This window comes from Streptomyces luomodiensis, assembly GCF_031679605.1.
Classification (GTDB): Bacteria; Actinomycetota; Actinomycetes; order Streptomycetales; family Streptomycetaceae; genus Streptomyces; species Streptomyces luomodiensis.
Map to the genome: position 1 here is coordinate 5815525 of NZ_CP117522.1, position 21814 is coordinate 5837338.

The 21814-nt window shown below is 72.9% G+C and carries 15 protein-coding genes; 9 read left to right on the top strand and 6 right to left on the bottom strand.

The window, feature by feature from the left end; all coding sequences use genetic code 11:
* Window positions 1-14: 14 nt before the first annotated feature.
* Window positions 15-329, bottom strand: a complete 315-nt coding sequence (locus tag PS467_RS24385) for a WhiB family transcriptional regulator (protein WP_311037011.1) — start codon at window positions 327-329, stop codon at window positions 15-17.
* Between the two features lie 406 nt (window positions 330-735).
* Here PS467_RS24385 and PS467_RS24390 point away from each other — a divergent pair, with 406 nt between their 5' ends.
* From PS467_RS24390 to PS467_RS24405, 4 genes are all read left to right on the top strand, one after another.
* Window positions 736-1347, top strand: coding sequence for a response regulator transcription factor (locus PS467_RS24390; protein WP_003948568.1), 612 nt, complete (start codon window positions 736-738; stop codon window positions 1345-1347).
* A gap of 290 nt (window positions 1348-1637) precedes the next feature.
* Entirely contained in the window at window positions 1638-2249 is a 612-nt protein-coding gene (locus PS467_RS24395; protein ID WP_268973795.1) for a sigma-70 family RNA polymerase sigma factor, read from the top strand.
* Window positions 2250-2378: 129 nt separating this feature from the next.
* Window positions 2379-3881 (top strand): IMP dehydrogenase, encoded by a 1503-nt coding sequence (guaB, locus tag PS467_RS24400; RefSeq protein ID WP_311037012.1) that lies wholly within the window; start codon window positions 2379-2381, stop codon window positions 3879-3881.
* A gap of 84 nt (window positions 3882-3965) precedes the next feature.
* Window positions 3966-5093: a GuaB3 family IMP dehydrogenase-related protein gene (locus PS467_RS24405; RefSeq protein ID WP_268973798.1), complete on the top strand. Its 1128-nt coding sequence runs from the start codon at window positions 3966-3968 to the stop codon at window positions 5091-5093.
* A gap of 97 nt (window positions 5094-5190) precedes the next feature.
* On the opposite strand, the gene PS467_RS24410 is transcribed toward PS467_RS24405, so the two are convergent.
* The gene (locus PS467_RS24410; RefSeq protein ID WP_268973799.1) at window positions 5191-5847 is read right to left on the bottom strand and encodes a hypothetical protein; all 657 of its coding nucleotides are present in this window, start codon (window positions 5845-5847) and stop codon (window positions 5191-5193) included.
* 434 nt (window positions 5848-6281) lie between these two features.
* Between PS467_RS24410 and PS467_RS24415 the strand changes: the two genes are divergently transcribed.
* The gene (locus tag PS467_RS24415; RefSeq protein ID WP_311037013.1) at window positions 6282-7454 is read left to right on the top strand and encodes a rod shape-determining protein; all 1173 of its coding nucleotides are present in this window, start codon (window positions 6282-6284) and stop codon (window positions 7452-7454) included.
* A 23-nt stretch (window positions 7455-7477) separates the two neighbouring features.
* On the opposite strand, the gene PS467_RS24420 is transcribed toward PS467_RS24415, so the two are convergent.
* Window positions 7478-7603 (bottom strand): hypothetical protein, encoded by a 126-nt coding sequence (locus PS467_RS24420; protein ID WP_311037014.1) that lies wholly within the window; start codon window positions 7601-7603, stop codon window positions 7478-7480.
* Window positions 7604-8087: 484 nt separating this feature from the next.
* Between PS467_RS24420 and PS467_RS24425 the strand changes: the two genes are divergently transcribed.
* Complete coding sequence (locus tag PS467_RS24425) at window positions 8088-10235, top strand: DUF6049 family protein (RefSeq protein ID WP_498076485.1); 2148 nt, start codon at window positions 8088-8090, stop codon at window positions 10233-10235.
* 52 nt (window positions 10236-10287) lie between these two features.
* On the opposite strand, the gene PS467_RS24430 is transcribed toward PS467_RS24425, so the two are convergent.
* Window positions 10288-11559: a nucleotide sugar dehydrogenase gene (locus PS467_RS24430; protein WP_268973802.1), complete on the bottom strand. Its 1272-nt coding sequence runs from the start codon at window positions 11557-11559 to the stop codon at window positions 10288-10290.
* 242 nt (window positions 11560-11801) lie between these two features.
* On the opposite strand from PS467_RS24430, the gene PS467_RS24435 reads away from it, so the two are divergent.
* Window positions 11802-13508, top strand: a complete 1707-nt coding sequence (locus PS467_RS24435) for a glycerol-3-phosphate dehydrogenase/oxidase (protein ID WP_311037015.1) — start codon at window positions 11802-11804, stop codon at window positions 13506-13508.
* A gap of 165 nt (window positions 13509-13673) precedes the next feature.
* On the opposite strand, the gene PS467_RS24440 is transcribed toward PS467_RS24435, so the two are convergent.
* Window positions 13674-14846, bottom strand: a complete 1173-nt coding sequence (locus PS467_RS24440) for a serine hydrolase domain-containing protein (protein ID WP_311037016.1) — start codon at window positions 14844-14846, stop codon at window positions 13674-13676.
* A 200-nt stretch (window positions 14847-15046) separates the two neighbouring features.
* On the opposite strand from PS467_RS24440, the gene PS467_RS24445 reads away from it, so the two are divergent.
* The gene (locus tag PS467_RS24445) at window positions 15047-17026 is read left to right on the top strand and encodes a serine/threonine-protein kinase (RefSeq protein WP_311037017.1); all 1980 of its coding nucleotides are present in this window, start codon (window positions 15047-15049) and stop codon (window positions 17024-17026) included.
* A 157-nt stretch (window positions 17027-17183) separates the two neighbouring features.
* A complete protein-coding gene (locus tag PS467_RS24450) occupies window positions 17184-20102 on the top strand; it encodes a serine/threonine kinase C-terminal domain-containing protein (protein ID WP_311037018.1) in 2919 nt (972 codons plus the stop codon).
* Here the strand turns inward: PS467_RS24450 and PS467_RS24455 are convergent.
* Window positions 20099-21670 carry an AMP-binding protein gene (locus PS467_RS24455; RefSeq protein WP_311037019.1) on the bottom strand — a complete coding sequence of 524 codons (1572 nt, stop codon included), beginning with the start codon at window positions 21668-21670 and terminating at the stop codon, window positions 20099-20101. The genes PS467_RS24450 and PS467_RS24455 overlap by 4 nt on opposite strands.
* Window positions 21671-21814: the final 144 nt, after the last annotated feature.

The following is a 21814-nucleotide window of genomic DNA, read 5'->3' on the forward strand; positions in this document are numbered from 1 at the left end:
GCCGGGACCAGGCTTCAGGATCCCGGGGCCCCGGTGCCGGCGACGGTGCGGTGGCGCGCCCGCCCCATGAGCTCCTCGCGCTCGTCCTCGGTCAGTCCGCCCCACACCCCGTAGGGCTCGCGTACGGCCAGGGCGTGAGCCGCGCACTCTGCCCGTACCGGACAGCGCATGCACACCTCTTTCGCCGACATCTCGCGGGCGCTGCGGGCGGCGCCGCGCTCTCCCTCGGGGTGGAAGAAGAGCGAGCTGTCGACCCCGCGACACGCGGCCAGGAGCTGCCAGTCCCACAGGTCGGCATTCGGACCGGGAAGACGGGAGAAATCTGCCATTGCCTTATCTCCTCGAAACGATCGGCTGCGGACTGTGTCCTGGGTCGTACACCTACGGTCTAAGTAGATGTAAATATGACTCATTGCGAATCTAGCCACATAGACCCGCAAATTGGAAGCAAGGTCGCCAAATGCCACCGAAGGGACTGCCTCGGGGGCTGCCCTATGGGGGAGGCGCACAGAACGCGGCCTGGGCGACGAAGCTGCTCCGTGTCCGGTCCCTCACGTAGAGTGTCGAAGGTGGCCGCCGAACCCCGTAACTCTTTCGGGTGACCGTCGTTGAGAGTGCGGAGGCGGTTGATGGGTAAAGCTCTCGGACGGATGTCCGGGGCTGTCAATCGCACAGGTGACGATATGTACCAGCCTGGAGGCTCAAGGTGACGCGCATCAGCTGCGGAGGGCGGCCATGACATCCGTCCTCGTCTGCGACGACTCCCCGCTTGCGCGAGAGGCGCTGCGCCGCGCGGTGGCGACCGTGCCCGGCGTCGAGCGTGTGACGACGGCGGCCAACGGCGAGGAAGTCCTCCGCCGCTGGGGCGCCGACCGCTCGGACCTGATTCTGATGGACGTACGGATGCCCGGTCTCGGCGGGGTCGAGACCGTGCGGCGGCTGCTCTCCGCCGACCCCGGCGCCCGGATCATCATGCTCACGGTCGCCGAGGACCTCGACGGGGTCGCGCTGGCCGTGGCCGCCGGCGCCCGTGGCTATCTGCACAAGGACGCCTCGCGCGCCGAGCTGCGCGCCACGGTGACGCAGGCGCTCGCCGACCCCACCTGGCGGCTGGCCCCGCGCCGGCTGCGCTCGGCCGAGATGGGCGCCGCGCCCACGCTCACCGCGCGGGAGATCCAGGTGCTGGAGGGCATGAGCCACGGCCGGTCCAACGCGGAGATCGGCCGTGAGCTGTTCCTCTCCGAGGACACGGTCAAGACGCACGCCCGTCGGCTGTTCAAGAAGCTCGGCGCCTCCGACCGGGCTCATGCGGTGGCCCTCGGGTTCCGCTGGGGTCTGGTGCGCTGACTCGGCCGCGACCGTTCTGACGTGCTGCGCAGCGGGGGCGCGACGGTCCCCGCCCGTCGGGTGGCGGGCGGGGCGAGAGCGTACGCGGCGGGCACGGTGGCGGTGGCCTGTATCAGTTCCCCGCGCTATGCCGCATCCTTGAAGGTGTGGAGTTCCTCGGGGACGAGTCGGTCGGGCGTGAGGGGAGAGCGCAGGACGTGACGACAACCGGCGCACCTGCTCATAACGCTTCAACGCACAACTACGGACGCGGTGCCACGGAGCCACCGAGCCCAAGGCACCATGGATGGATGTCGCGCGACGAGGAGAGTCCAGGAGTCCCCAAGGGAGCTCCCGGGGGCACCGGGGCGATCGGCGCCCTCGTCGGGCGCGCCGTCGAAGGGGACGAGCGGGCCACCCACGACCTGCTGGCCCTGGTCCATCCGCTGGCCCTGCGCTATTGCCGGACGCGGCTGGCCCGGCTGCCGGGTGATGCCCGTCACTTCGTGGACGACCTGGCGCAGGAGGTCTGTCTCGCGGTGCTGTGCGCGCTGCCGCGCTACCGCGACACCGGAAAGCCCTTCGAGGCGTTCGTCGTGGCCATCGCCGCCCACAAAGTCGCCGATCTCCAGCGGGCCGCCATGCGCCACCCGGGCTCCACGGCCGTCCCCTCGGACGAGATGCCGGAGCAGCCGGACGATTCGCTGGGGCCCGAGGAGCGGGCGCTGCTCAGCAGCGACGCGGAATGGGCCAAGAAGCTGCTGGCCAACCTTCCGGAGAACCAGCGCGAGCTGGTGCTGCTGAGGGTCGCGGTCGGGCTGACGGCGGAGGAGACCGGGCAGATGCTCGGGATGTCCCCCGGCGCGGTGCGGGTCGCCCAGCACCGGGCCCTGAGCAGGCTGCGCGCGCTCGCCGAGCAGTAGGCACCCGCTGGGACCACGCGCACCCGCCGGGACCACGCGCTGAGACGTTGTCCACAGGCGGAACGAGGCACTCGGGGAGCCCGTTAGCATGGGAGTCCGCGCTGGGGCAAGACCATTTGGAAGGGTGTCATGACTGACAACGTCGACGGAGTGCCTGAGAAGTTCGCCATGCTCGGGTTGACGTACGACGATGTGCTGCTGCTGCCGGGCGCCTCCGAGGTGCTGCCGAACGCGGCCGACACCTCGTCCAGGGTCTCCCGGAACGTCCGGGTGAATGTGCCCCTGCTGTCCGCCGCCATGGACAAGGTCACCGAGTCCCGGATGGCCATCGCCATGGCCCGGCAGGGCGGTGCGGGCGTGCTGCACCGCAATCTGTCCATCGAGGACCAGGTCAACCAGGTCGACCTGGTCAAGCGCTCCGAGTCCGGCATGGTCACCGACCCGATCACGGTCCGGCCGGACGCCACGCTGCACGAGGCGGACGCGCTGTGCGCCAAATTCCGCATCAGCGGTGTGCCGGTCACGGACGCGGCGGGCAAGCTGCTCGGCATCGTCACCAACCGTGACATGGCCTTCGAGGTGGACCGGGGCCGTCAGGTCCGCGAGGTCATGACCCCGATGCCGCTGGTCACCGGCAAGGTGGGGATCTCCGGCGACGACGCGATGCAGCTGCTGCGCCGCCACAAGATCGAGAAGCTTCCGCTGGTCGACGACGCGGGCGTGCTCAAGGGCCTGATCACGGTCAAGGACTTCGTGAAGGCCGAGAAGTATCCCAACGCGGCGAAGGACGCCAATGGCCGGCTGGTCGTCGGCGCCGCCGTGGGCGTCGGCGACGAGGCGTACGAGCGGGCCCAGGCGCTGGTCGAGGCCGGGGCCGACTTCCTGGTGGTCGACAGTGCGCACGGCCACAGCCGGGGCATCCTCGACATGATCGCCAAGGTCAAGTCCAATATCGCGGTCGATGTGGTGGGCGGCAACATCGCCACCAGGGACGGCGCCCAGGCGCTGATCGACGCGGGTGTGGACGGCGTGAAGGTCGGCGTCGGTCCGGGCTCCATCTGCACCACGCGCGTGGTCGCGGGCATCGGCGTGCCGCAGGTGACGGCGATCTACGAGGCCGCGCGGGCCTGCCACGCGGCCGGGGTGCCGCTGATCGGCGACGGCGGTCTCCAGTACTCGGGCGATATCGCCAAGGCGATCGCCGCCGGTGCGGACACGGTCATGCTGGGCAGTCTGCTGGCCGGCTGCGAGGAGTCGCCGGGCGAGATGGTCTTCATCAACGGCAAGCAGTTCAAGTCCTACCGGGGCATGGGTTCGCTGGGCGCCATGCAGACGCGCGGCCAGGCCCGCTCGTACTCCAAGGACCGCTACTTCCAGGACAATGTGCTCTCCGAGGACAAGCTGGTCCCCGAGGGCATCGAGGGCCAGGTGCCCTACCGCGGTCCGCTGGCCTCGGTCGCGCACCAGCTGGTGGGCGGTCTGCGGGCGTCGATGGGCTATGTCGGCTCGGCGAACGTGGCGGAGCTGAAGGAGAAGGGCCGCTTCGTGCGGATCACCGCGGCGGGCCTCAAGGAGAGCCACCCGCACGACATCCAGATGACCACCGAGGCGCCGAACTACTCCGGCCGTTGACCCGAGCCGTTCCCCCGGACGACCCTGCGCGGGTGTGGGCAGGGATACTGGGACGGCTGTTTGTGAACAGGGAAAGGCACCCACGTGACTGAGATCGAGATCGGGCGCGGCAAGCGCGGCCGCAGGGCGTACGCGTTCGACGACATCGCCGTTGTGCCGAGTCGTCGTACCCGGGACCCGAAGGAGGTCTCGATCGCCTGGCAGATCGACGCCTACCGCTTCGAGCTGCCCTTCCTGGCCGCCCCGATGGACTCGGTGGTCTCGCCGCGGACCGCGATCCGCATCGGCGAGCTCGGCGGTCTCGGGGTGCTCAACCTCGAGGGGCTGTGGACCCGTTACGAGGACCCGGAGCCGCTGCTGGCGGAGATCGCCGAGCTGGACGAGCACACCGCGACCACCCGGATGCAGGAGATCTACGCCGAGCCGATCAAGGAGGAGCTGATCGGCCAGCGCCTGAAGGAGGTGCGGGACGCGGGCGTGGTGACCGCCGCGGCCCTGTCCCCGCAGCGCACGGCGCAGTTCTCCAAGGCCGTGGTGGACGCGGGGGCCGACATCTTCGTGATCCGCGGGACCACGGTCTCCGCCGAGCACGTCTCCAGCGCCGCCGAGCCGCTCAACCTCAAGCAGTTCATCTACGAGCTGGACGTTCCGGTGATCGTGGGCGGCTGCGCCACCTACACCGCCGCGCTGCATCTGATGCGCACCGGCGCGGCCGGTGTGCTGGTGGGCTTCGGCGGCGGTGCCGCGCACACCACCCGCAATGTGCTGGGCATCCAGGTGCCGATGGCGACGGCGGTCGCCGATGTCGCCGCCGCCCGGCGGGACTACATGGACGAGTCCGGCGGCCGCTATGTGCATGTGATCGCCGATGGCGGCGTCGGCTGGAGCGGCGATCTGCCGAAGGCCATCGCCTGCGGCGCGGACGCGGTGATGATGGGCTCGCCGCTGGCGCGGGCCACGGACGCACCGGGCCGCGGTCACCACTGGGGCATGGAGGCCGTGCACGACGAGGTGCCGCGCGGCAAGCGGATGAACCTGGGCACGGTGGGCAGCACCGAGGAGATCCTCCTCGGCCCCTCGCACACCCCCGACGGTTCGATGAACTTCTTCGGCGCGCTGCGCCGCGCCATGGCCACGACCGGCTACTCGGAGCTGAAGGAGTTCCAGCGGGTCGAGGTCACGGTCGCCCCGTCGGCCCGCGACAAGAGCTGAGGGCTCGTCGCGCTGAGGATTCTTCACATGGGGAAGGCCCCGACCGCATGGCGGTCGGGGCCTTCCCCATGTGTGGCTGGGTGTCTGCCGTCCTGGCTCAGCGGTTGCTGATGCGGTAGGCGGTGCTGACCGCGGCGACCGGCGCGAGCACCATGAAGATGTAGGTCAGCGCGTCGGAGTCTTCCTTCCACGCATCCCACAGGTCGCTGAAGTGGTCGAAGAAGATCTCGTTCGAGGAGAGCACCTGGCTGCTGGCACCGCCGCCGATCTTGTCGGCGTAGTTGCTCAGCACATCGTGCGTGATCATGGCGTAGCCGTAGAGCTCACCGAGGAACACCGCGGCCAGGGCCAGCACCGCGCCGAGCACCCACAGCCCCGTGTTCCGGCCGCCGAGCTTGGCGACCGCCAGACCGATGAGCGCGCCGACCACCACACCGGCGTAGGCGAACTGCGTGATCTCCGGCGGGGACTTGTCCGTGTCCGCCAGCGCGCTCAGCAGGAACGCGTAGAGGAACGCGCCCACGACCGTGGCCACGAGGGCGGCGACCACCGCGAGCAGCGGGTTGCCCGGACGGCCGACCTGCGGAGCGGGCGGCGGGAAACCGCCGCCGTACTGCGGCTGGGGCGGCTGCGGCTGGCCCTGCGGGTAGCCGTAGCCGGGCTGCGCCGAACCGTACCCTCCGGCCTGCTGAGGCGGGGTGGGCTGCTGTGGGTAACCGCCTGGCTGCTGTGGCTGCTGCCAGTTCTGGCTCATGGAATTCCCCCGGGGATGAAGGTGTGGAGATCGCGTTCCGGGGACAGCTGAGCTGACGAGCGGCTGCGGCTGGGAACGCGGAAGGACTTTCGAGCCATCAAACTAACAGGCGGGCATGACAACCAGACAAGTCGTGTCTGGCGTCCGTGACATGGCTGGGACCGGACGGAGACACACTGGCGCTGGCATATGGGGATATTGCCTGCCTTGTTCGGTGACCCCGCTTCACCACCAGGCAACTCTCCGCTCCCGCCGCGGCGTGGAAGGCGGTGTCGTCGCGCCCCGGGCTGTGGTCGGCACCGTAGTCCACCACCAGGCCGGAAGGCCCGGTCGGGGGTCCGTGGTGGGCCGAGGCGCCATGGCGGCGCGGTGGCGCGGTGGCGTGAAGGGATCGGTGCCAGGACAGAATCCGGCATAAGCAATAATGTCAACTTATGGCGCAGAACAAGTCGTTCAATGGGCGTGACATGGGGATCGACCTCGGCACCGCCAACACACTGGTGTACGTCCGGGGCAGGGGCATCGTGCTCAATGAGCCGTCGGTTGTGGCGGTCAACACAGTCGACGGCAGTGTGCTGTCGGTGGGTTCGGCGGCCAAGGAGACCATGGGGAGGACGCCGACGAACATCGTCGCCGTGCGACCGCTGCGCGATGGTGTGATCGCCGATTTCGAGATCGCCGAGCGCATGCTGCGGTATTTCATCAAGAAGGTCATGGGCAGCCGCCGGCTCGGCCGCCCCCGTGTCGTCGTCTGTGTGCCCTCGGGGATCACGGGCGTTGAGCGGCGCGCGGTGATGGAAGCCGCCACCCGGGCCGGGGCCCGTCAGGTGCATCTGGTCGAGGAGCCCATCGCGGCCGCGATCGGCGCGGGGCTGCCGGTGAGCGAGCCGACCGGCTGCATGGTCGTCGACATCGGCGGCGGTACGACGGAGGTCGCCGTGGTCTCGCTGGGCGGCATCGTCACCGCGCGGTCGGTGCGGACGGCGGGCGATGCCATGGACGCGGCGATCAACTCGTATGTGAAGAAGCAGTACGCGCTGGCGATCGGTGAGCGGACCGCCGAGCAGATCAAGATGTCCATCGGCTCGGCCGCGCCCTCCGGACCGCTGTCCGTACCGCGGGTGTCGGAGACCGTACGGCGGCCCGAGCGGAATGTGGAGGTGTTCATCCCGGGGCAGAGCGAACCCGGGCAGAGTGGCGACAACGAGGACACCCAGGCGCTGCTGCCGCCGGACCGCTGCGCCATCCGGGGCCGGGACCAGGCGACCGGGCTGCCCAAGGTGCTCGAACTGACCGCGGATGAGGTGCGGCACGCCCTCACCGAGCCGGTGGACGCCATCGTCGCGGCGGTGCGCTCCACGCTCGACGAGACCCCGCCGGAGCTGGCGGGCGACATCATGGACCGCGGCATCGTGCTGACCGGCGGCGGGGCCCTGCTGCGCGGCCTGGACGTACGGCTGGCGCGCGAGCTGAACATCCCGGTGCTGGTGGCCGACGACCCGCTGGACTGCGTGGCCATCGGCACCGGCCGCTGCGTCGAGGACTTCGCCTCGCTGCGCACGGCGATGGACGCGCGGCCCCGCAGACCGGACGCCGTGCGGGTGTGACGCCTCGGAGGCCCGCGAGAACGTCAGCAGATCGTCGCGCCTGTGACTGCCTGTGACATCGGAGATTGAGGCGGCATCAGCGTCATCGGCGTGAGCAGCGGCATCGGCGTCGTGAGCGTCATCGGTGTCGTGAGCGTCAGCAGCGGCATCAGCGGCTGACGCCGCGGGGCCCGTGCCGTCCGGTGCCGGAGCGGGGCCTCCCAGCGGTGGCCGGGAGCGCCGTGCCAGGCGTCGCGGGCCCGCGAAGAGCCACCGGACGGGGCTCAGGGGGGCCGGCTCGCCTCCCCGGGGTGGGGGCCTTGAGCGTGCGGCATCGCCTCCGCCGTGGTGGGCTGGTGACACCGTGTCGGCCGCGTGCGGCGCGGGCGGACGGCAGGCGCGGGCGTCGAGGTGGTGGTCGTGGGGCGCGGCGGGACGTACCGGTGGGCGGTCGCCGTGACCGTCAGCACGGTCCTGGCCGCGCTCACCTCCGTGCCGCCGGCGCCCCCCGGACCCGGCCCGGCCATGAGCCCGGCGCACCGCCATGGGCCCGGTGGTGGTGCTGTGGCGCGGGGGCCGGGGCACGGCCATGGGTCCGTCGGTGGTGTCACGGGACCGGGCCCGGTGCACGGTCGCGGGCCCGGTGGTGGAGTCGTGGCGCGGGGGCTGGAGCACGGCCACGGGCCGCACGGCGGCACCGCGGCGCGGGGCCCGGCGCGGCCGTACCCGGTATCCGTCGAACTGACCTCCCTCGCCCCCGCGGTGATCCGCGAGGGAGGTGAGCTGAGGATCAGCGGGCGGGTCACCAACACCTCCGGGCGGCGCGTCGGCCCCGCGCGCATCGGGGTGCGGATCGGCGCCCCCGGCGCGATCGACACCCGCGGCGGGCTCTCCGCCGTGGCCCGTCGTACGCCCCTGTCCCGGGCCGACGGCTCCGAGGTGCCCGGCCGCACCGCCCGCCTCGCCCCGCTGTCGACCGGCGCCGTGCGCGGCTTCCGGCTCACCGTGCCGGTCCCCGACCTCGAACTGGACGGCGCCGGGGCGTACGCCCTCACCGTCGGCGTCATCCGCTCGGACGACGCCGACGCCGACGCCGACGCCGACGCCGACGCCGGCACTGGTACCGGTACCGGCACCGTGCTCGGGCTGACCCGTACGCATCTGTCCGCCTATCCCGACGCCGCCCGGCTGGAGCCGCTGCGCACCACCGTGCTGTGGCCGGTCATCGACACCCCGCGGATGGAGGCGCTGACCCTGCGCACCCCGGACAGCGACAGCGTGCTGCCGGTCTTCCGCGACGACGGGCTGACCGCCGCCTTCGGACCCGGCGGCCGGCTGCGGCGGCTGGTCGAGATGGGCCGGGGCCGGCCGGTCACCTGGGTCCTCGATCCGGACCTGATCGTCCAGGCGCGGGCCATGGCCGCCGGCTACCGGGTGGCCCGTACGCCCGGCGGCAGCGATCCGCAGGAGTCCACCGAGGGGACGGGCGGCGAGGCGGCGGCGGACTGGCTCGCCGCGCTCCGCACGGCGGTCCGGGGCCGGGAGGTGATCGCGCTGCCGTACGCGGACCCGGACCTGGCCTCGCTCGCCCGCGGCGGCGGCGCCTCGCTCACCGGTCTGCTGCGCCGCGCCTCCGGTACGGGCCGGGCGGTGGTGGACCGGGCGCTGGGCGTCCGCGCACGCGCCGGTGTGGGCTGGCCCGCGGGCGGTGAGCTGGACGAGGGGATCGCCCGGTACGCCAAGGGGCTGGGCCTGGACACGGTGCTCGCCTCCGGCGCCGGGGTGGTCTCCGCCGGGGAACTGGTCAGCGAAGGGGCCACCGACGACGGCGCCGTCGCGCTGGAGGGCGGCACGACCGCGCTGCGCTACGACGCGGCGATCGCCTCCCTGCTCTTCGCCGCCCAGCCGGCCGCGGGCGCCTCCGGTGCCCCCGCCCGGCTGCGGCTGCGGCAGCGGCTGCTCGCCGAGACCCTGACGGCCACGCGGGAGCTGCCGTACGCCCGGCGCGACCTGGTGGTGGTGCCCCCGCGCCGGATGCCGCTCGGGGTGGCCCGGGTGCTGCTCACGGTCGTGGACGAGGGCCGGAAGGCGGGCTGGCTGGCGCCGGCCGGGTTCGCGGCGGCGCTGCGCAAGCCCACGGCGGGGCGGCTGCGGGGCTTCGACGGCTATCCGCTCGCGCGGCGCGACGGCGAGCTGCCGCCCGAGCGGCTCGCGGCGGTGGTCCGGGACCGGCGGCGGATGCGTGCCCTGGCCAAGGTGCTGTCGGACGCGCGGGCCACCACCGCGTCCGTACGGGCCGCGCTGGCCCGCTCCGTCGCGACCGGGTGGCGCGGCGATCCGGCGGGCGCCGCCTCGTACCAGCGGGGGGTGTCCCGCTATCTGACCGCCTCGATCACCTCGGTGCGGCTGGTGCCGAAGTCCACGGTGGTGGTGGCGGGGGGCTCGGCGACCATCCCGGTCACCGTGGACAACGGTCTCCAGCAGGACCTCACCGGGGTGGAGCTGCGGGTCCTCTCCAGCCGCCCCGAACGGCTGAAAGCCCGGGACCGCACGGTGCCGGTCCGGGCGTCGCGCGCGGTGAGCCGCACGGTGCGGGTGCGGGTGAAGGCGTACGCCAACGGCCCGGTGTGGCTGACCGCCCAGCTCTACACCACCGCCGACGGCAGGCCCTGGGGCGCGCCGATGACGTTCAGGGCGGATGTGCGGTCGGTGCCGTCGGGGGCGGTGATCTTCGTACTGGGCGGGACGGCGCTGATCGTGCTGGCGGTCACCTTCCGGCTGCGGCGCACGCGGGGGCGGTGACGGCGGGGGCGGTGTACGGCGCCGGCGGTGACGCAGGAGGGAACGGGCGGGCTCAGAGCCGGTGCGCGGTCCCCGCCGGCCCGGCGCCCCGGGTGTCCAGCAGCAGCTGGGCCTTCACCGCGAGTCCTTGCAGGTCGTAGGTGCGATGGTGTTGCAGCAGGACGGTCAGGTCGGCGTCGGCCGCCGCCTCGTACACCGACTCCGCGCGCTCCACCTCGCGCCCCAGCACCCGCCATCGCGTGAGGTACGGATCGTGGTAGCCGATCCGGGCGCCCAGCTCCATCAGCCGGGAGGCGATCTCCCGCGCGGGCGAGCCCTCCGCGTCGGCGACGTCGGGTTTGTAGCCGACGCCCAGCAGCAGGACCCGCGCGCCGCGCGCCGACTTCCCGTACTCGTTGAGCAGGGCCGTGCAGCGGCGGGTGACATAGCCCGGCATCCGGCCGTTGACCTGCTGGGCGAGCCCGACCATGCGCAGCGGGAGGCCGAGGCCGTGCTGCTGGTCCGCCATGTGGTCGTGGTCGACCGGTACGCCGTGGCCGCCGACGCCGGGCCCTGGCCGGAAGGACTGGAAGCCGAACGGCTTGGTCTCGGCGCAGCGGACCACGTCCCACACATCGACGCCCAGGTCATGGCAGTACACCGCCAGCTCATTGACCAGGGCGATGTTGACGTGCCGGTAATTGGTCTCCAGGACCTTGACGGTCTCGGCCTCACGGGTGCCGCGGGCCCGGACCACCTTTTCGGTGAAGCGGCCGTAGAAGGCGGCGGCCGCCTCGGTGCAGGCGGGGGTGAGGCCGCCGATGACCTTGGGGGTGTTGGCGGGGCCGTGGGCGCGGTTCCCGGGGTCGTGGCGGCAGGGGGAGTAGGCGAGGTGGAAGTCGCGCCCGGCCCGCAGTCCGGACCCGTCCTCCAGAAGGGGACGGAGGAATTCCTCGGTGGTCCCGGGGTACACGGTGGACTCCAGCAGAACGGTGGTGTGCGGACGCAGCCGCGCCGCGAGCGTGCGGGCCGCCTCGCCGACCGCCGACAGATCCAGTCTGCGGTCGTTCCCGAGCGGGGTCGGGGCGCAGATGACGGCGGTGCGGACGCGGCCGAGCTCGGCCGCGTCGGCGGTGATCCGGAAGCCCCGGGCGGCCATCCGGCGCAGCTCGGCGGCGGACAGCCGGCCCTCACCCGAGCAGGAGGGCAGCCGCCCGGCCCGGAGGTCGTCGGCGGCGCGCGGATCGGGGTCGTAGCCGATGGTGCGGACACCGGCGGCGGTGGCGGCCTGGGCGAGAGGAATACCGAGATGACCGAGTCCGATGACGGCGAGATCTGCGGGCATGACGTTGTGTCGTCCTTCCCGGGACGATGTCGGATGGCGCAAACCCCCCAAAGGAAGACTAAGCGGAAATATGACTCGTATTCAGTATTGACGGGGGGTGTTGGCGCGGTGTCGCGGCGGCGGGCGCGGCAGCGGCATGGCGTGGTGGGGAGAAAGCCAGGAAAATCAACAAGGCAGATAAGGCAGATAAGGCAGACAAGGCGGACAGGGTGGCGTGACGTCGATCACAGCGGGAGGCAGCGGTGAAAACACCGGCACTGGGACCGGCCGAGCGCGCCGAGGCGCTGGCCCGGATGGCGGACCGTGAGCTGGATGTGCTGGTCGTGGGCGGTGGAGTGGTCGGCGCGGGCACCGCGCTGGACGCCGCGACACGGGGCCTGGAGACCGGTCTGGTCGAGGCGCGGGACTGGGCCTCCGGGACCTCCAGCCGGTCCAGCAAGCTGATCCACGGCGGACTGCGCTATCTGGAGATGCTCGACTTCGCACTGGTGCGCGAAGCGCTGAAGGAGCGCGGGCTGCTGCTGGAGCGGATCGCGCCGCACCTGGTCAAACCGGTGCCATTCCTGTATCCGCTGAAGCACCGGGTCTGGGAGCGGTGCTACGCGGGATCGGGCGTGGCGCTCTACGACGCCATGTCCTTCTCCTCCGGGCACGGCCGGGGACTGCCCGCCCACCGCCATCTGACCCGCGGGCGGGCACTGCGGGTCGCGCCCTGCCTGAGGAAGGACGCGCTGGTGGGGGCGTTGCAGTACTACGACGCCCAGATGGACGACGCGCGCTACGTCACGATGCTGGTGCGCACGGCGGCCGCGTACGGCGCGCAGGTCGCCAACCGCGCCCGGGTGGTCGGTTTCCTGCGGGAGGGGGAGCGCGTGGTCGGCGCGCGGGTGCACGACCTGGAGCAGGGGGGTGAGTTCGAGGTCCGCGCCCGGCAGGTGGTGAACGCCACCGGGGTGTGGACGGACGAGACCCAGGCGCTGATCGGGGAGCGCGGCCAGTTCCACGTCCGGGCCTCCAAGGGCATCCACCTGGTCGTCCCCAAGGACCGCATCCACTCCACGACCGGGCTGATCCTGCGCACCGAGAAGAGCGTGCTCTTCGTGATCCCCTGGGGCAGGCACTGGGTCATCGGCACCACGGACACCGACTGGGACCTGGACAAGGCCCACCCGGCCGCCTCCAGTGCCGATATCGACTATCTGCTGGAGCATGTCAACGAGGTCCTCGCGGTGCCGCTGACCCGCGACGACGTGGAAGGCGTCTACGCCGGGCTGCGCCCGCTGCTGGCCGGGGAGTCGGAGGCCACCAGCAAGCTCTCGCGCGAGCACACGGTCGCCCATCCGGTGCCGGGCCTGGTGGTGGTCGCGGGCGGCAAGTACACCACGTACCGGGTGATGGCCAAGGACGCCGTGGACGAGGCGGTGCACGGTCTGGACCACCGGGTCGGGCCCTGTGTCACCGAGGAGGTTCCGCTGGTCGGCGCCGTCGGCTACAAGGCGCTGTGGAACGCGCGGGCGCGGATCGGCCGCCAGACCGGGCTGCACGTGGCGCGGATCGAGCATCTGCTGAACCGTTACGGCTCGGCCGCTCAGGAGGTGCTGGAGCTGATCACGGACGACTCGTCGCTGGGCGAGCCGCTCGCCGGGGCGGACGACTATCTGCGGGCCGAGGTCGTCTACGCCGCCTCGCACGAGGGGGCCCGCCATCTGGACGACGTCCTCACCCGGCGCACCCGCATCTCGATCGAGACCTTCGACCGCGGCACGCGCTGCGCCCGCGAGGCGGCCGGGCTGATGGGGCCCGTGCTGGGCTGGGACGAGGACCAGATCGACCGGGAGGTCCAGCACTACGAGAAGCGGGTGGAGGCGGAGCGCGAGTCCCAGCGCCAGCTGGACGATCTGACGGCGGACGCGGCCCGGCTGGGCGCGCCGGACATCGTCCCGCTGTAAGGAGACCGGCTGTAGGGAGGCCGGCTGTAGGGAGACCCGCTGGAGGAGACCCTCTGGAGGAGACCCTCTGTAAGGAGACCCGCTGGAGGGAACCCGCTGTAAGGAGACCCGCTGTAAGGAGGCCCGCTGGAGGGCACCGGTGTCCGGGAGGGGCCCATGACGTCCTTACGGTCGAGGGCAGAACTCGGCTTCGAGCAGAGACGTTTCGGCGGGCAGACCGGAACGGGCCGTGCCGTTGAGCCGGTAGGCGAGGGTGTGGCGGCCGTCGGAGGTGGCCACGGCCATCACGGAGGAGCCGGTGATCTCGCCGTTGTGGCCCCACAGGGTCACTCCGCACGACAGTCGCACCGGGAACAGCCCCATGCCGTACTGGCCGTCGGAGGCGGACGTGTTCCGCATCCGCCGCAGCTCGGCCCGGGGCAGGACCTCGCCGCGCAGCAGCCCGGAGACGAGGCGGCTCAGATCGTCGAGGGTGGAGATCAGCTCCCCCGCCGCCCCCGCCGAGGAGGGGTTGAGCTCGGTGACATCGCGTCGGGCGCCGTCGGCCGAGGCGCCGCCGTCCCGCGTGTACGCGCGGCCGTGCGGGGCCGGGAGGATGGTGCGGGCACCGGGGAAGGAGGTGCCGTCCAAACGCAGCGGGACGAGCACGTCGCGCCGGGCCTCGGCCGCGTAGGAGCGGCCGGTGACCTGCTGGACGACCATGCCCAGCAGGACGTAGTTGGTGTTGGAGTAGCGCCACTCGGCCCCGGGCGCGAAGGAGGGGCGGTGCGCCAGGGCGGTGCGCACCAGGGAGGCGGGGGTGTGGGTGCGGTCGGCCGCGGCGGACAGCTCACGCGCGAGCACCGGGTCGTCGGTGTAGTCGAACAGCCCGCTGGTCTGGTTCAGCAGCTGACGGAGTGTGATCTTCCGACCGTCGTTGCCATGTCCGCGTACCAGCCCCGGAAGGTGCTCCTCCACCGTGTCCCCGAGGCCGAGCCGCCCTTGGGCGGCCAGGCGCAGCGTCACCGCCGCGATGACGGTCTTGGTGAGGCTGCCCGCGCGGAAGCGGTCGTCGCGGTGGATGCGGCGCCCGGTGCGGACGTCGGCGACGCCCGACGCGACGAACCGCGTGCCCTCGCCCGTCCGGCGGATGAGCGCCGCGGCCCCCGGCGTGTCGCCCTGCGCCGCCAGCCGGCGTACGGCGGCGCGTACGGCGCCGTCCCGGCGGTCCTCCGCGCCCGTGTTCGCCTCCGGACCCCCGCTCGCCCGCACGTGCGCGTCCCGGCCCGCTTCCGCGGTCGCACCGCAGCCGGGGAGGGCGAGACAGAGGGCGGCGGCGAGCGCCGCAGCGGTCGGCATCCGGCCCCGCCTGTGCCATCGTAGGGCGGAGATGGCCATGACACGGACCTCCGTTCCCTGCGTACTCCCAGATGGTCGCGGGTACCGCGGTGGCCGCCACGCCGCGCCCCGGACCCCCGGCGGTTCGGGGTCCGCGGATGAGAGACAATAGAGGCTCTCCCAGGGTGGGTTCAGGGTGGGTAGATTTACAGAGGGGTCGCATGTCGGAGGCTGAGAAGACGCAGGGCTCGACTGGGCGCCTCCTCGCCGGGCGATACCGGCTCGGGGAGATTCTCGGTCAGGGCGGCATGGGCACGGTCTGGCGTGCGAACGACCAGACCCTCGGCCGTACGGTCGCGGTCAAGGAGCTGCGCTTCCCGTCCAGCGTCGAGGAGGACGAGAAGCGACGGCTCATCACCCGCACGCTGCGCGAGGCGAAGGCGATCGCCCGTATCCGCAGCAACGGCGCCGTCACCGTCTACGACGTGGTAGACGAGGACGACCGCCCGTGGATCGTCATGGAGCTCATCGAGGGGCGTTCGCTCGCCGACGTCGTCCGCGACGACGGACCGCTGACCCCCAAGCGCGCCGCCGAGGTCGGGCTCGCCGTCCTCGATGTGCTGCGCGCCGCCCACCAGGCGGGCATCCTGCACCGCGATGTGAAGCCCTCCAATGTGCTGATCTCGGACGACGGACGGGTCGTCCTCACCGACTTCGGCATCGCGCAGGTCGAGGGCGACCCGTCGGTGACCTCCACCGGCATGCTCGTCGGCGCGCCCTCGTACATCTCCCCGGAGCGGGCGCGCGGCCAGAAGCCCGGCCCGCCGTCCGACCTGTGGTCGCTGGGCGGGCTGCTGTACGCGGCGGTGGAGGGCGTGCCGCCGTACGACAAGAGCACGGCCATAGCGACGTTGACCGCCGTGATGACCGAGCCGGTGGAGCCGCCGAAGAACGCGGGCCCGCTGGAGGAGGTCATCTACGGTCTGCTCGTCAAGGACCCGGAGCGGCGGCTGGACGACGCCGGGGCGCGGGCGCTGCTCCAACACGCGCTGAACGCCCCCGAGGAGGCCAAGGCCCCCGCCGACGCCACCCGTACGATGAGCCTGCCGCCCGCCCCGTCGAAGGAGGACGAGGCGGCCGCCAAGGCCAAGGAGGCGGCCGTCGCGGAGCGCAGGCGCGGTGCGCTGAGGTCCGTGCGCAACGCGGCGGCGGCCGCGGCCGTGAAGAAGACGGGCACCGGGAGCGGGGCGGAGGCGGCGGAGCGGTCCGGTGCCGAGAAGTCCAGGGATGCGGCGTCCGGCGTGGCGGCGTCCGGCGCGGCGCGGAAGGCCGGTGCGGCCGCCGCGACGCCCGAGTCGGCGCCCGCCCCCCAGCCCGCCGTGCCGCCGCGCGCCTCGATCACTGATGTGGTCCCCAGGCGCACGCTGATCATCATCGCGGTGGTCGTGGTGCTCGCCATCGTGGGCACCGTGCTCGCCGTCGTCCTGAGCAGCGGCGACGACGGCGGCAATGCCAAGGGCGCCTCCGGAGGCGACAAGTCCACCTCCGCCGCCGGGGTCTCCGGCGGCACCGAGGAGGGCCAGGGCACCGACAAGTCCGGCCAGTCTGCCGGTGAGTCGCCGAACGCGGAGAGCTCCGGCGAGCAGACGAGCGCGAGCGCCTCCGAGGGCTCGGACGACAAGTCGGACGACGGCGGGAGCGGGGACGACAGCGGTAAGGGTGAGGGCGGCGGCGGTAAGGGCGGGCTGCCCGATGGCTACAAGACCGTCAAGAGCTCCGACTTCCCCTTCAGCATGGCCATGCCGGAGGACTGGTCGGTCCACTCCGGGAGCTATTCCGGCAGCCGTAAGTACTACGGCGGGTCCAGCATTCCGCGTATTCAGGTCGACTTCACCGACTCGCCGAGGTCGGACGCCGTGGCGGACTGGAAGAAGGGCGAGGAGAACGCCCGGCGCACCATGTCCGGCTACAAGGGCCTCGGCATCAAGTCGATCGACTGGAACGGCTACCCGACCGTCGCGGACTGGCAGTTCGAGCGCAACCAGGACGGCAAGCGGGTGCGGGCGATCAACCGCGGCTTCAAGGCGGACGGCAGCCATGGCTTCGCCATACTGATCACGTGCGAGGCGAGCAAGTGGGACGACGAGGAGTGCGCCACCCTCCGTCAGACCGCCTTCGACACCTTCAAGATTACGGACTGAACACTCCTGTCGGCGAAGCGTCGTTCGGGCACGTATCGTGAGAAGCCCTAGACTGTGCGCAGCCGCAGGAACCCGCCAAAACGACCACATTTGACGGTTTCGCGCTGCGCCGACCGCTGGTAAGGGCGGCGTCGATCGCGCGCTTTGGGGAGGCGTCGTGGAGGAGTACGCGGGCCGGGTGCTGGCCGACCGCTATCGCCTGCCCCTGCCGCCCGCCGACGAGTACGAACTCGTCGAGACCCGCGCCTTCGACACCTACAGCGGGCAGGAAGTCCATCTGCGGCAGATACCGCTGCCGGAGGTCGTGGACGCCGAGGTCGTCGACGAGGACGCGCGGTGGGGCGGCGGTGGCGGACCGCGGGGACGCGGCGGCACGTTCGCCGGTTCCGGGCGTGCGGCCCGGGGCGACGGCGATCCGGCCGTCCGGCGCGCCATCGCGGCGGCGACGGCCGCCGCGCAGATCCCCGACCATCCGCGGCTCGGCCAGGTCTTCCATGTCTTCGCGGAGGCCGGAAGCCTGTGGATCGTCAGCGAACTGGTCTCCGGCCGCCCGCTCGCGGCGCTGCTCGCGGAGGGCACGCTGTCCCCGCACCGGGCCGCCGAGGTCGCCAACGACATCCTTACGGCGCTGGGCGCCCTGCACGCCAACGGGTGGATCCACCGCAACATCACCACTCGTACCGTGCTGTTGTGCGACGACGGCCGCGCGATGCTCACGGGGCTGGCCGCCGGTGCGGCGGAGGAGGCGCTGTGCGGCTACGACCCCGTTCCGGCGCCCGCCGGCGCCGCCCCGGCCTTCGAAGAGCCCACTCCGGCTTCCGAGGCGCCCATCCAGGCTTCCGATGCGCCCGTCCCGGGTTCCGAGGCGCCCGTCCGCGGCGTCGAGGAGTCCCGGTCCGCTGACGCCCCGGCCGCCTCGCCGCGAGGCTCGGCGGGCCCCGGCGACCACTCAGGCCATGGCCCGGTCCGGCGCGGCGGCGAAGGGCACGCCCCCATCCCGGGGGCCCGTGCGGCCGAGGGCGGCGAGGCGCTGCCGCACACCGGGCCGCGGTACCGGGACCAGGGCGCCGCGGGTGGGTTCCTGCCGCCGGGCGCTCCTTACGGTGGCCATGAGCAGGCGGGGACGGGGGCGCGGCCCGGGGACGAGGGCGCGGGCACGCGATCCGGCGACGGGGGCCGGGCGTACCGCGACCAGGGCGCGGCGGCGGTCGTGCCCGAGCCGCGGGCGCCTTACGGCGACCACGGTGCGCCGACGGCGAGTTCGGGTCCCGGCGCGGGCGGTCCGGGCCACGGGAGCCGGCCGGAGTCCGGCCCGGGGCTCCACGGGCACGAGGCCCCGTACGGGGACCCAGGGGCCGCGGGCGGGCTGCCCGGACCGCGGCGGGCGGAACCGCGGCAGGCGGGACAGCCGGGGGGCCGGGAAGACGAGCGGGGCACCGCCGCCGATGTGCCGGGCGCGGCCGCGCGGGCGGCGCGGGCCAGCGCCATCGCCGCCTACGCGGCGGGCGCGCGGGCCGCCGCACGGGCCAACGCCGAAGCGGCCCCCCGCACCCCGCACGCTCCCGAGCCCGCGGCCCAGCCCACACCCACATCCGCACCCGCCCCCGCACCCGTCCCCGAGGCCGATCCGGACCCGGTGCCCGGCGGTGCCTCATGGCCCGGTCGGCCGGACGGTGCGGAGCAGCCTCGGCCGGCCGCCTCCGAAGGTGGCGGCTCCTGGGACACCGGCGGCACCACCGGCGGCGGCCCGGCCACCGCGCTCGCCGCCGAGCGCGCCCGCCAGGCCCGTATCGTCGTGGTCGGCGCCGTCACCGAGCGGTGGGCGCCCGAGCAGGCGGGTCCGGTCCACGAGAACTGGCGGCTGGCGCCCCCCGTCGGCCCCGCCGCCGATCTGTGGGCGCTCGGCGCGCTGCTGTTCCGCGTGGTGCAGGGCCATGCCCCGTACCCGGAGGAGAACGCCGCCGAGCTGGTGCAGATGGTCTGCGCGGAGGCGCCCGCGTACGCGGAGGAGTGCGGTCCGCTGCGCCCCGTCGTCGAGTCGCTGATGCGGCAGGACCCCACCGAGCGCCCGGACTTCGAGGAGCTGCGCGGCTGGCTGCGGTCGCTGATCCGCTCGGCGCCCGAGCCGGACGTCGGCAGCAGTACGGTCACGGTGCCCTCGCTCGGCTCGGGCGGGGCGTCCGACCCCCGGCGGCTGCCGATCATCCGCAGACGCGGCTGGCTGGTGCGCAGGAGCCGGGGCCGTCGCCCGGCCGCGCCGACTGCCCCGGCCGCGTCGGCCGCGTCGGCCGAGCCGGTCGTCGGGCATGCGCGGCACCGGCGGGACAAGCGGGACAGGCGCGAGAACCGGCAGGCGCCGGCGCCTGCCCAGCGCTCGCCGCGCAGGCTGGGGCGGACGCTGTTGCTGCTGATCCTGCTGGTGCTGGCCGCGGCGGTGCTCTACGCGACGATGTTCATGCCGAGCGACAAGGACAACGGCGGCCAGGGCCGTACGGATCCGGCCGGTGGGACGAGCGCGGCGCCGAGCGACTCCGCGGGCGGCGACGACAACGGCGGGGAGGCCGGGGAGCCGGCGGACCCCGGCGACCGGGAACCGCAGTCCACCGCCCCCGCCGGACTGGCGAAGGGGTTCGCGGTCCGCAACGACCCCAAGGGCTTCAAGGTCGCCGTCCACCAGGACTGGACCCGCCGGGGCGAGAACAACCGGGGACAGATCCGCTACATCGGCGGCGACTTCGAGCTGGTGGTCGTGGCCGGACGGGACAAGGCGTCCGAGTTCGGCGGCGACCCGATGGCGTACCAGCAGGACCGCGAGGCCGAACTGGCCGCCTTCCGCGGCTCCTCCTGGGCCTCGTCCTCGGGGCTGCGGCGGATCGACGTCGGTGGGACGGCGATGGCGGAGGGCACGTTCAGCTGGCGCGACAGCAGCGGGCGGGATGTGTACGCGCGCAACCTCGCGATGCTGATCGACGGCCGCTACCACGTGGTCCTGGTGATCGGCCCGTCCGATGAGCGCGACGCGGTCAGCCGCTACTTCGAGCAGGCCACGGCCACGTACAGCACGACCACCGGCTAGGACCTGGCGGGTCCGAGCGGCTGGGCGCCCGCTTCCGCGAACCGCTCCCGCAGCCGGTACTTCAGCACCTTCCGCAGCGTCTCGTTGCGGGGCAGGGCGTCCACGACCTCCAGCCGCTCCGGCAGCTTGTGCACCGACAGGCCCGCCTCGCGCAGATACGACACCACCCCGCCGAGCGTCAGTGCCCCCGCCCCCGCCGGCTGTTCCACGACGGCGCAGACCAGCTCGCCCCGGTCCGGGTCGGGCAGCCCGATCACCGCCACGTCCCCCACGTCCGGGTGCTGGTACAGCAGCTGCTCGATCTCCTGGGCCGATATGTTCTCGCCCTTGCGGATGATGATGTCCTTGGCGCGGCCGGTCAGCACCAGATGGCCGCTTTTCGTGAGATGGCCGAGGTCACCGGTGAGGAAGAAGCCGTCCGCGTCGAACGCCGCCCGCGTCTGGGACGCGTCCAGATAGCCGGCGCAGACCGCCTCCCCGCGCAGCCGCACCTCCCCGTCCACCACCCGGATCTCCATCTCCCGCGGCGGCCGGCCCTCGGTGGTGGCGAGGTTCTCGTCCGTGTCGTCCGGCGCACCCATGGTGATCGTGGGGGCTTCGGTCATGCCGTAGCCGTGGGCGAGCGCGCAGCCCAGCTCCCGTACGACCTCGTAGTAGAGCTCGGGCGGTTTGGGCGCGCCGCCGCCCGCGAGGAGCCGCAGAGTGGGGATGAGCCTGCGCGAGGGGTCCTTGCGCTGTTCGGCCAGGAACATCGAGTAGAAGGCGGTGCTGCCGCCCGCGACCGTCACCCCGTGCCGCCGGTACGCGGCCAGCGACTCCGGCAGGGAGAAGTGTTCCAGCAGCACGGCGGGGAAGCCGTGGAGCAGCAGCATCACGGTGTAGTCGGGCCCGGCGACATGGGCGTATGGGAAGGCCATCGACCCGACGTCGTCCGGGCCGAGCCGCAGCGCGCGGGCGAGGCAGGCGCCGGCGGCGATGAGGCTGCGGTCGGTGTGCAGCACGCCCTTGGGGTCGGAGGTGGTGCCCGAGGTCCAGTAGATCCAGCGGACGGCCCGGCCGTCGGTGGGCGGTGGCGGCAGCCGCAGGGCCTGGGGGTCGGCGACCGGCAGCGTGTCGTACGCCTCGAAGACCAGCGGCGGTTCGGGCAGTTCGGCGGCGAGCCGGCGCGCCATCGCGGTGTGGTCGAAGCCGCGCCACCGGCCGGGCACGGCGAAGAACCGCGCCCCGGACTCGCGCAGCGCGTACCCCACCTCGCGGTCGCGGTAGTACGGGATGAGCGGGGTCTGTACGGCGCCGAGGCGGGCGAGCGCCATGGTCAGCACGACCGTCTCGATCCGGGTGGGCAGCTGCCAGGCGACCCGGCTGCCGGGGCGTATCCCCAGCCGGTACAGCCCGGCGGCGGTCCGCTCGGCGCGGGTGCGCAGGGCCCGGAAGGTCAGCCGCCGGTCGTGCCGGGCGGAGGCGGCGGCCTGTAGCAGGACGGGGGCGTCGGGGGTGAGCGCGGCGCGCCGTTCGAGCAGTTCCCACAGCGTCGCCGATCCGCCGAGCTCATGCGCGACGTCGGTCATCCCGGCCTCCCAGGGGGCGCCAGCTGACGGGGCATCAGGTATCGGTGGGAAGCGTAAGGCTGCGCGCCTTGTCGGTCCAGGGGGTGCGGACTAACCTGCCCATGCCACCTTTCCTGACGACCCATCAGAAAGGGAGGTCGGCCG

What these genes read in the sequence shown, in the direction of transcription:
- PS467_RS24430 (WP_268973802.1), bottom strand. Translation starts at nt 11,559, where the DNA reads ATGCCCGCAGATCTCGCCGTCATCGGACTCGGTCATCTCGGTATTCCT.
- guaB (WP_311037012.1), top strand. Translation starts at nt 2,379, where the DNA reads ATGACTGACAACGTCGACGGAGTGCCTGAGAAGTTCGCCATGCTCGGG.
- PS467_RS24410 (WP_268973799.1), bottom strand. Translation starts at nt 5,847, where the DNA reads ATGAGCCAGAACTGGCAGCAGCCACAGCAGCCAGGCGGTTACCCACAG.
- PS467_RS24445 (WP_311037017.1), top strand. Translation starts at nt 15,047, where the DNA reads ATGTCGGAGGCTGAGAAGACGCAGGGCTCGACTGGGCGCCTCCTCGCC.
- PS467_RS24440 (WP_311037016.1), bottom strand. Translation starts at nt 14,846, where the DNA reads ATGCCGACCGCTGCGGCGCTCGCCGCCGCCCTCTGTCTCGCCCTCCCC.
- PS467_RS24395 (WP_268973795.1), top strand. Translation starts at nt 1,638, where the DNA reads ATGTCGCGCGACGAGGAGAGTCCAGGAGTCCCCAAGGGAGCTCCCGGG.
- PS467_RS24455 (WP_311037019.1), bottom strand. Translation starts at nt 21,670, where the DNA reads ATGACCGACGTCGCGCATGAGCTCGGCGGATCGGCGACGCTGTGGGAA.
- PS467_RS24390 (WP_003948568.1), top strand. Translation starts at nt 736, where the DNA reads ATGACATCCGTCCTCGTCTGCGACGACTCCCCGCTTGCGCGAGAGGCG.
- PS467_RS24415 (WP_311037013.1), top strand. Translation starts at nt 6,282, where the DNA reads ATGGCGCAGAACAAGTCGTTCAATGGGCGTGACATGGGGATCGACCTC.
- PS467_RS24385 (WP_311037011.1), bottom strand. Translation starts at nt 329, where the DNA reads ATGGCAGATTTCTCCCGTCTTCCCGGTCCGAATGCCGACCTGTGGGAC.
- PS467_RS24420 (WP_311037014.1), bottom strand. Translation starts at nt 7,603, where the DNA reads ATGCCGCTGCTGACGCTCACGACACCGATGACGCTCACGACGCCGATG.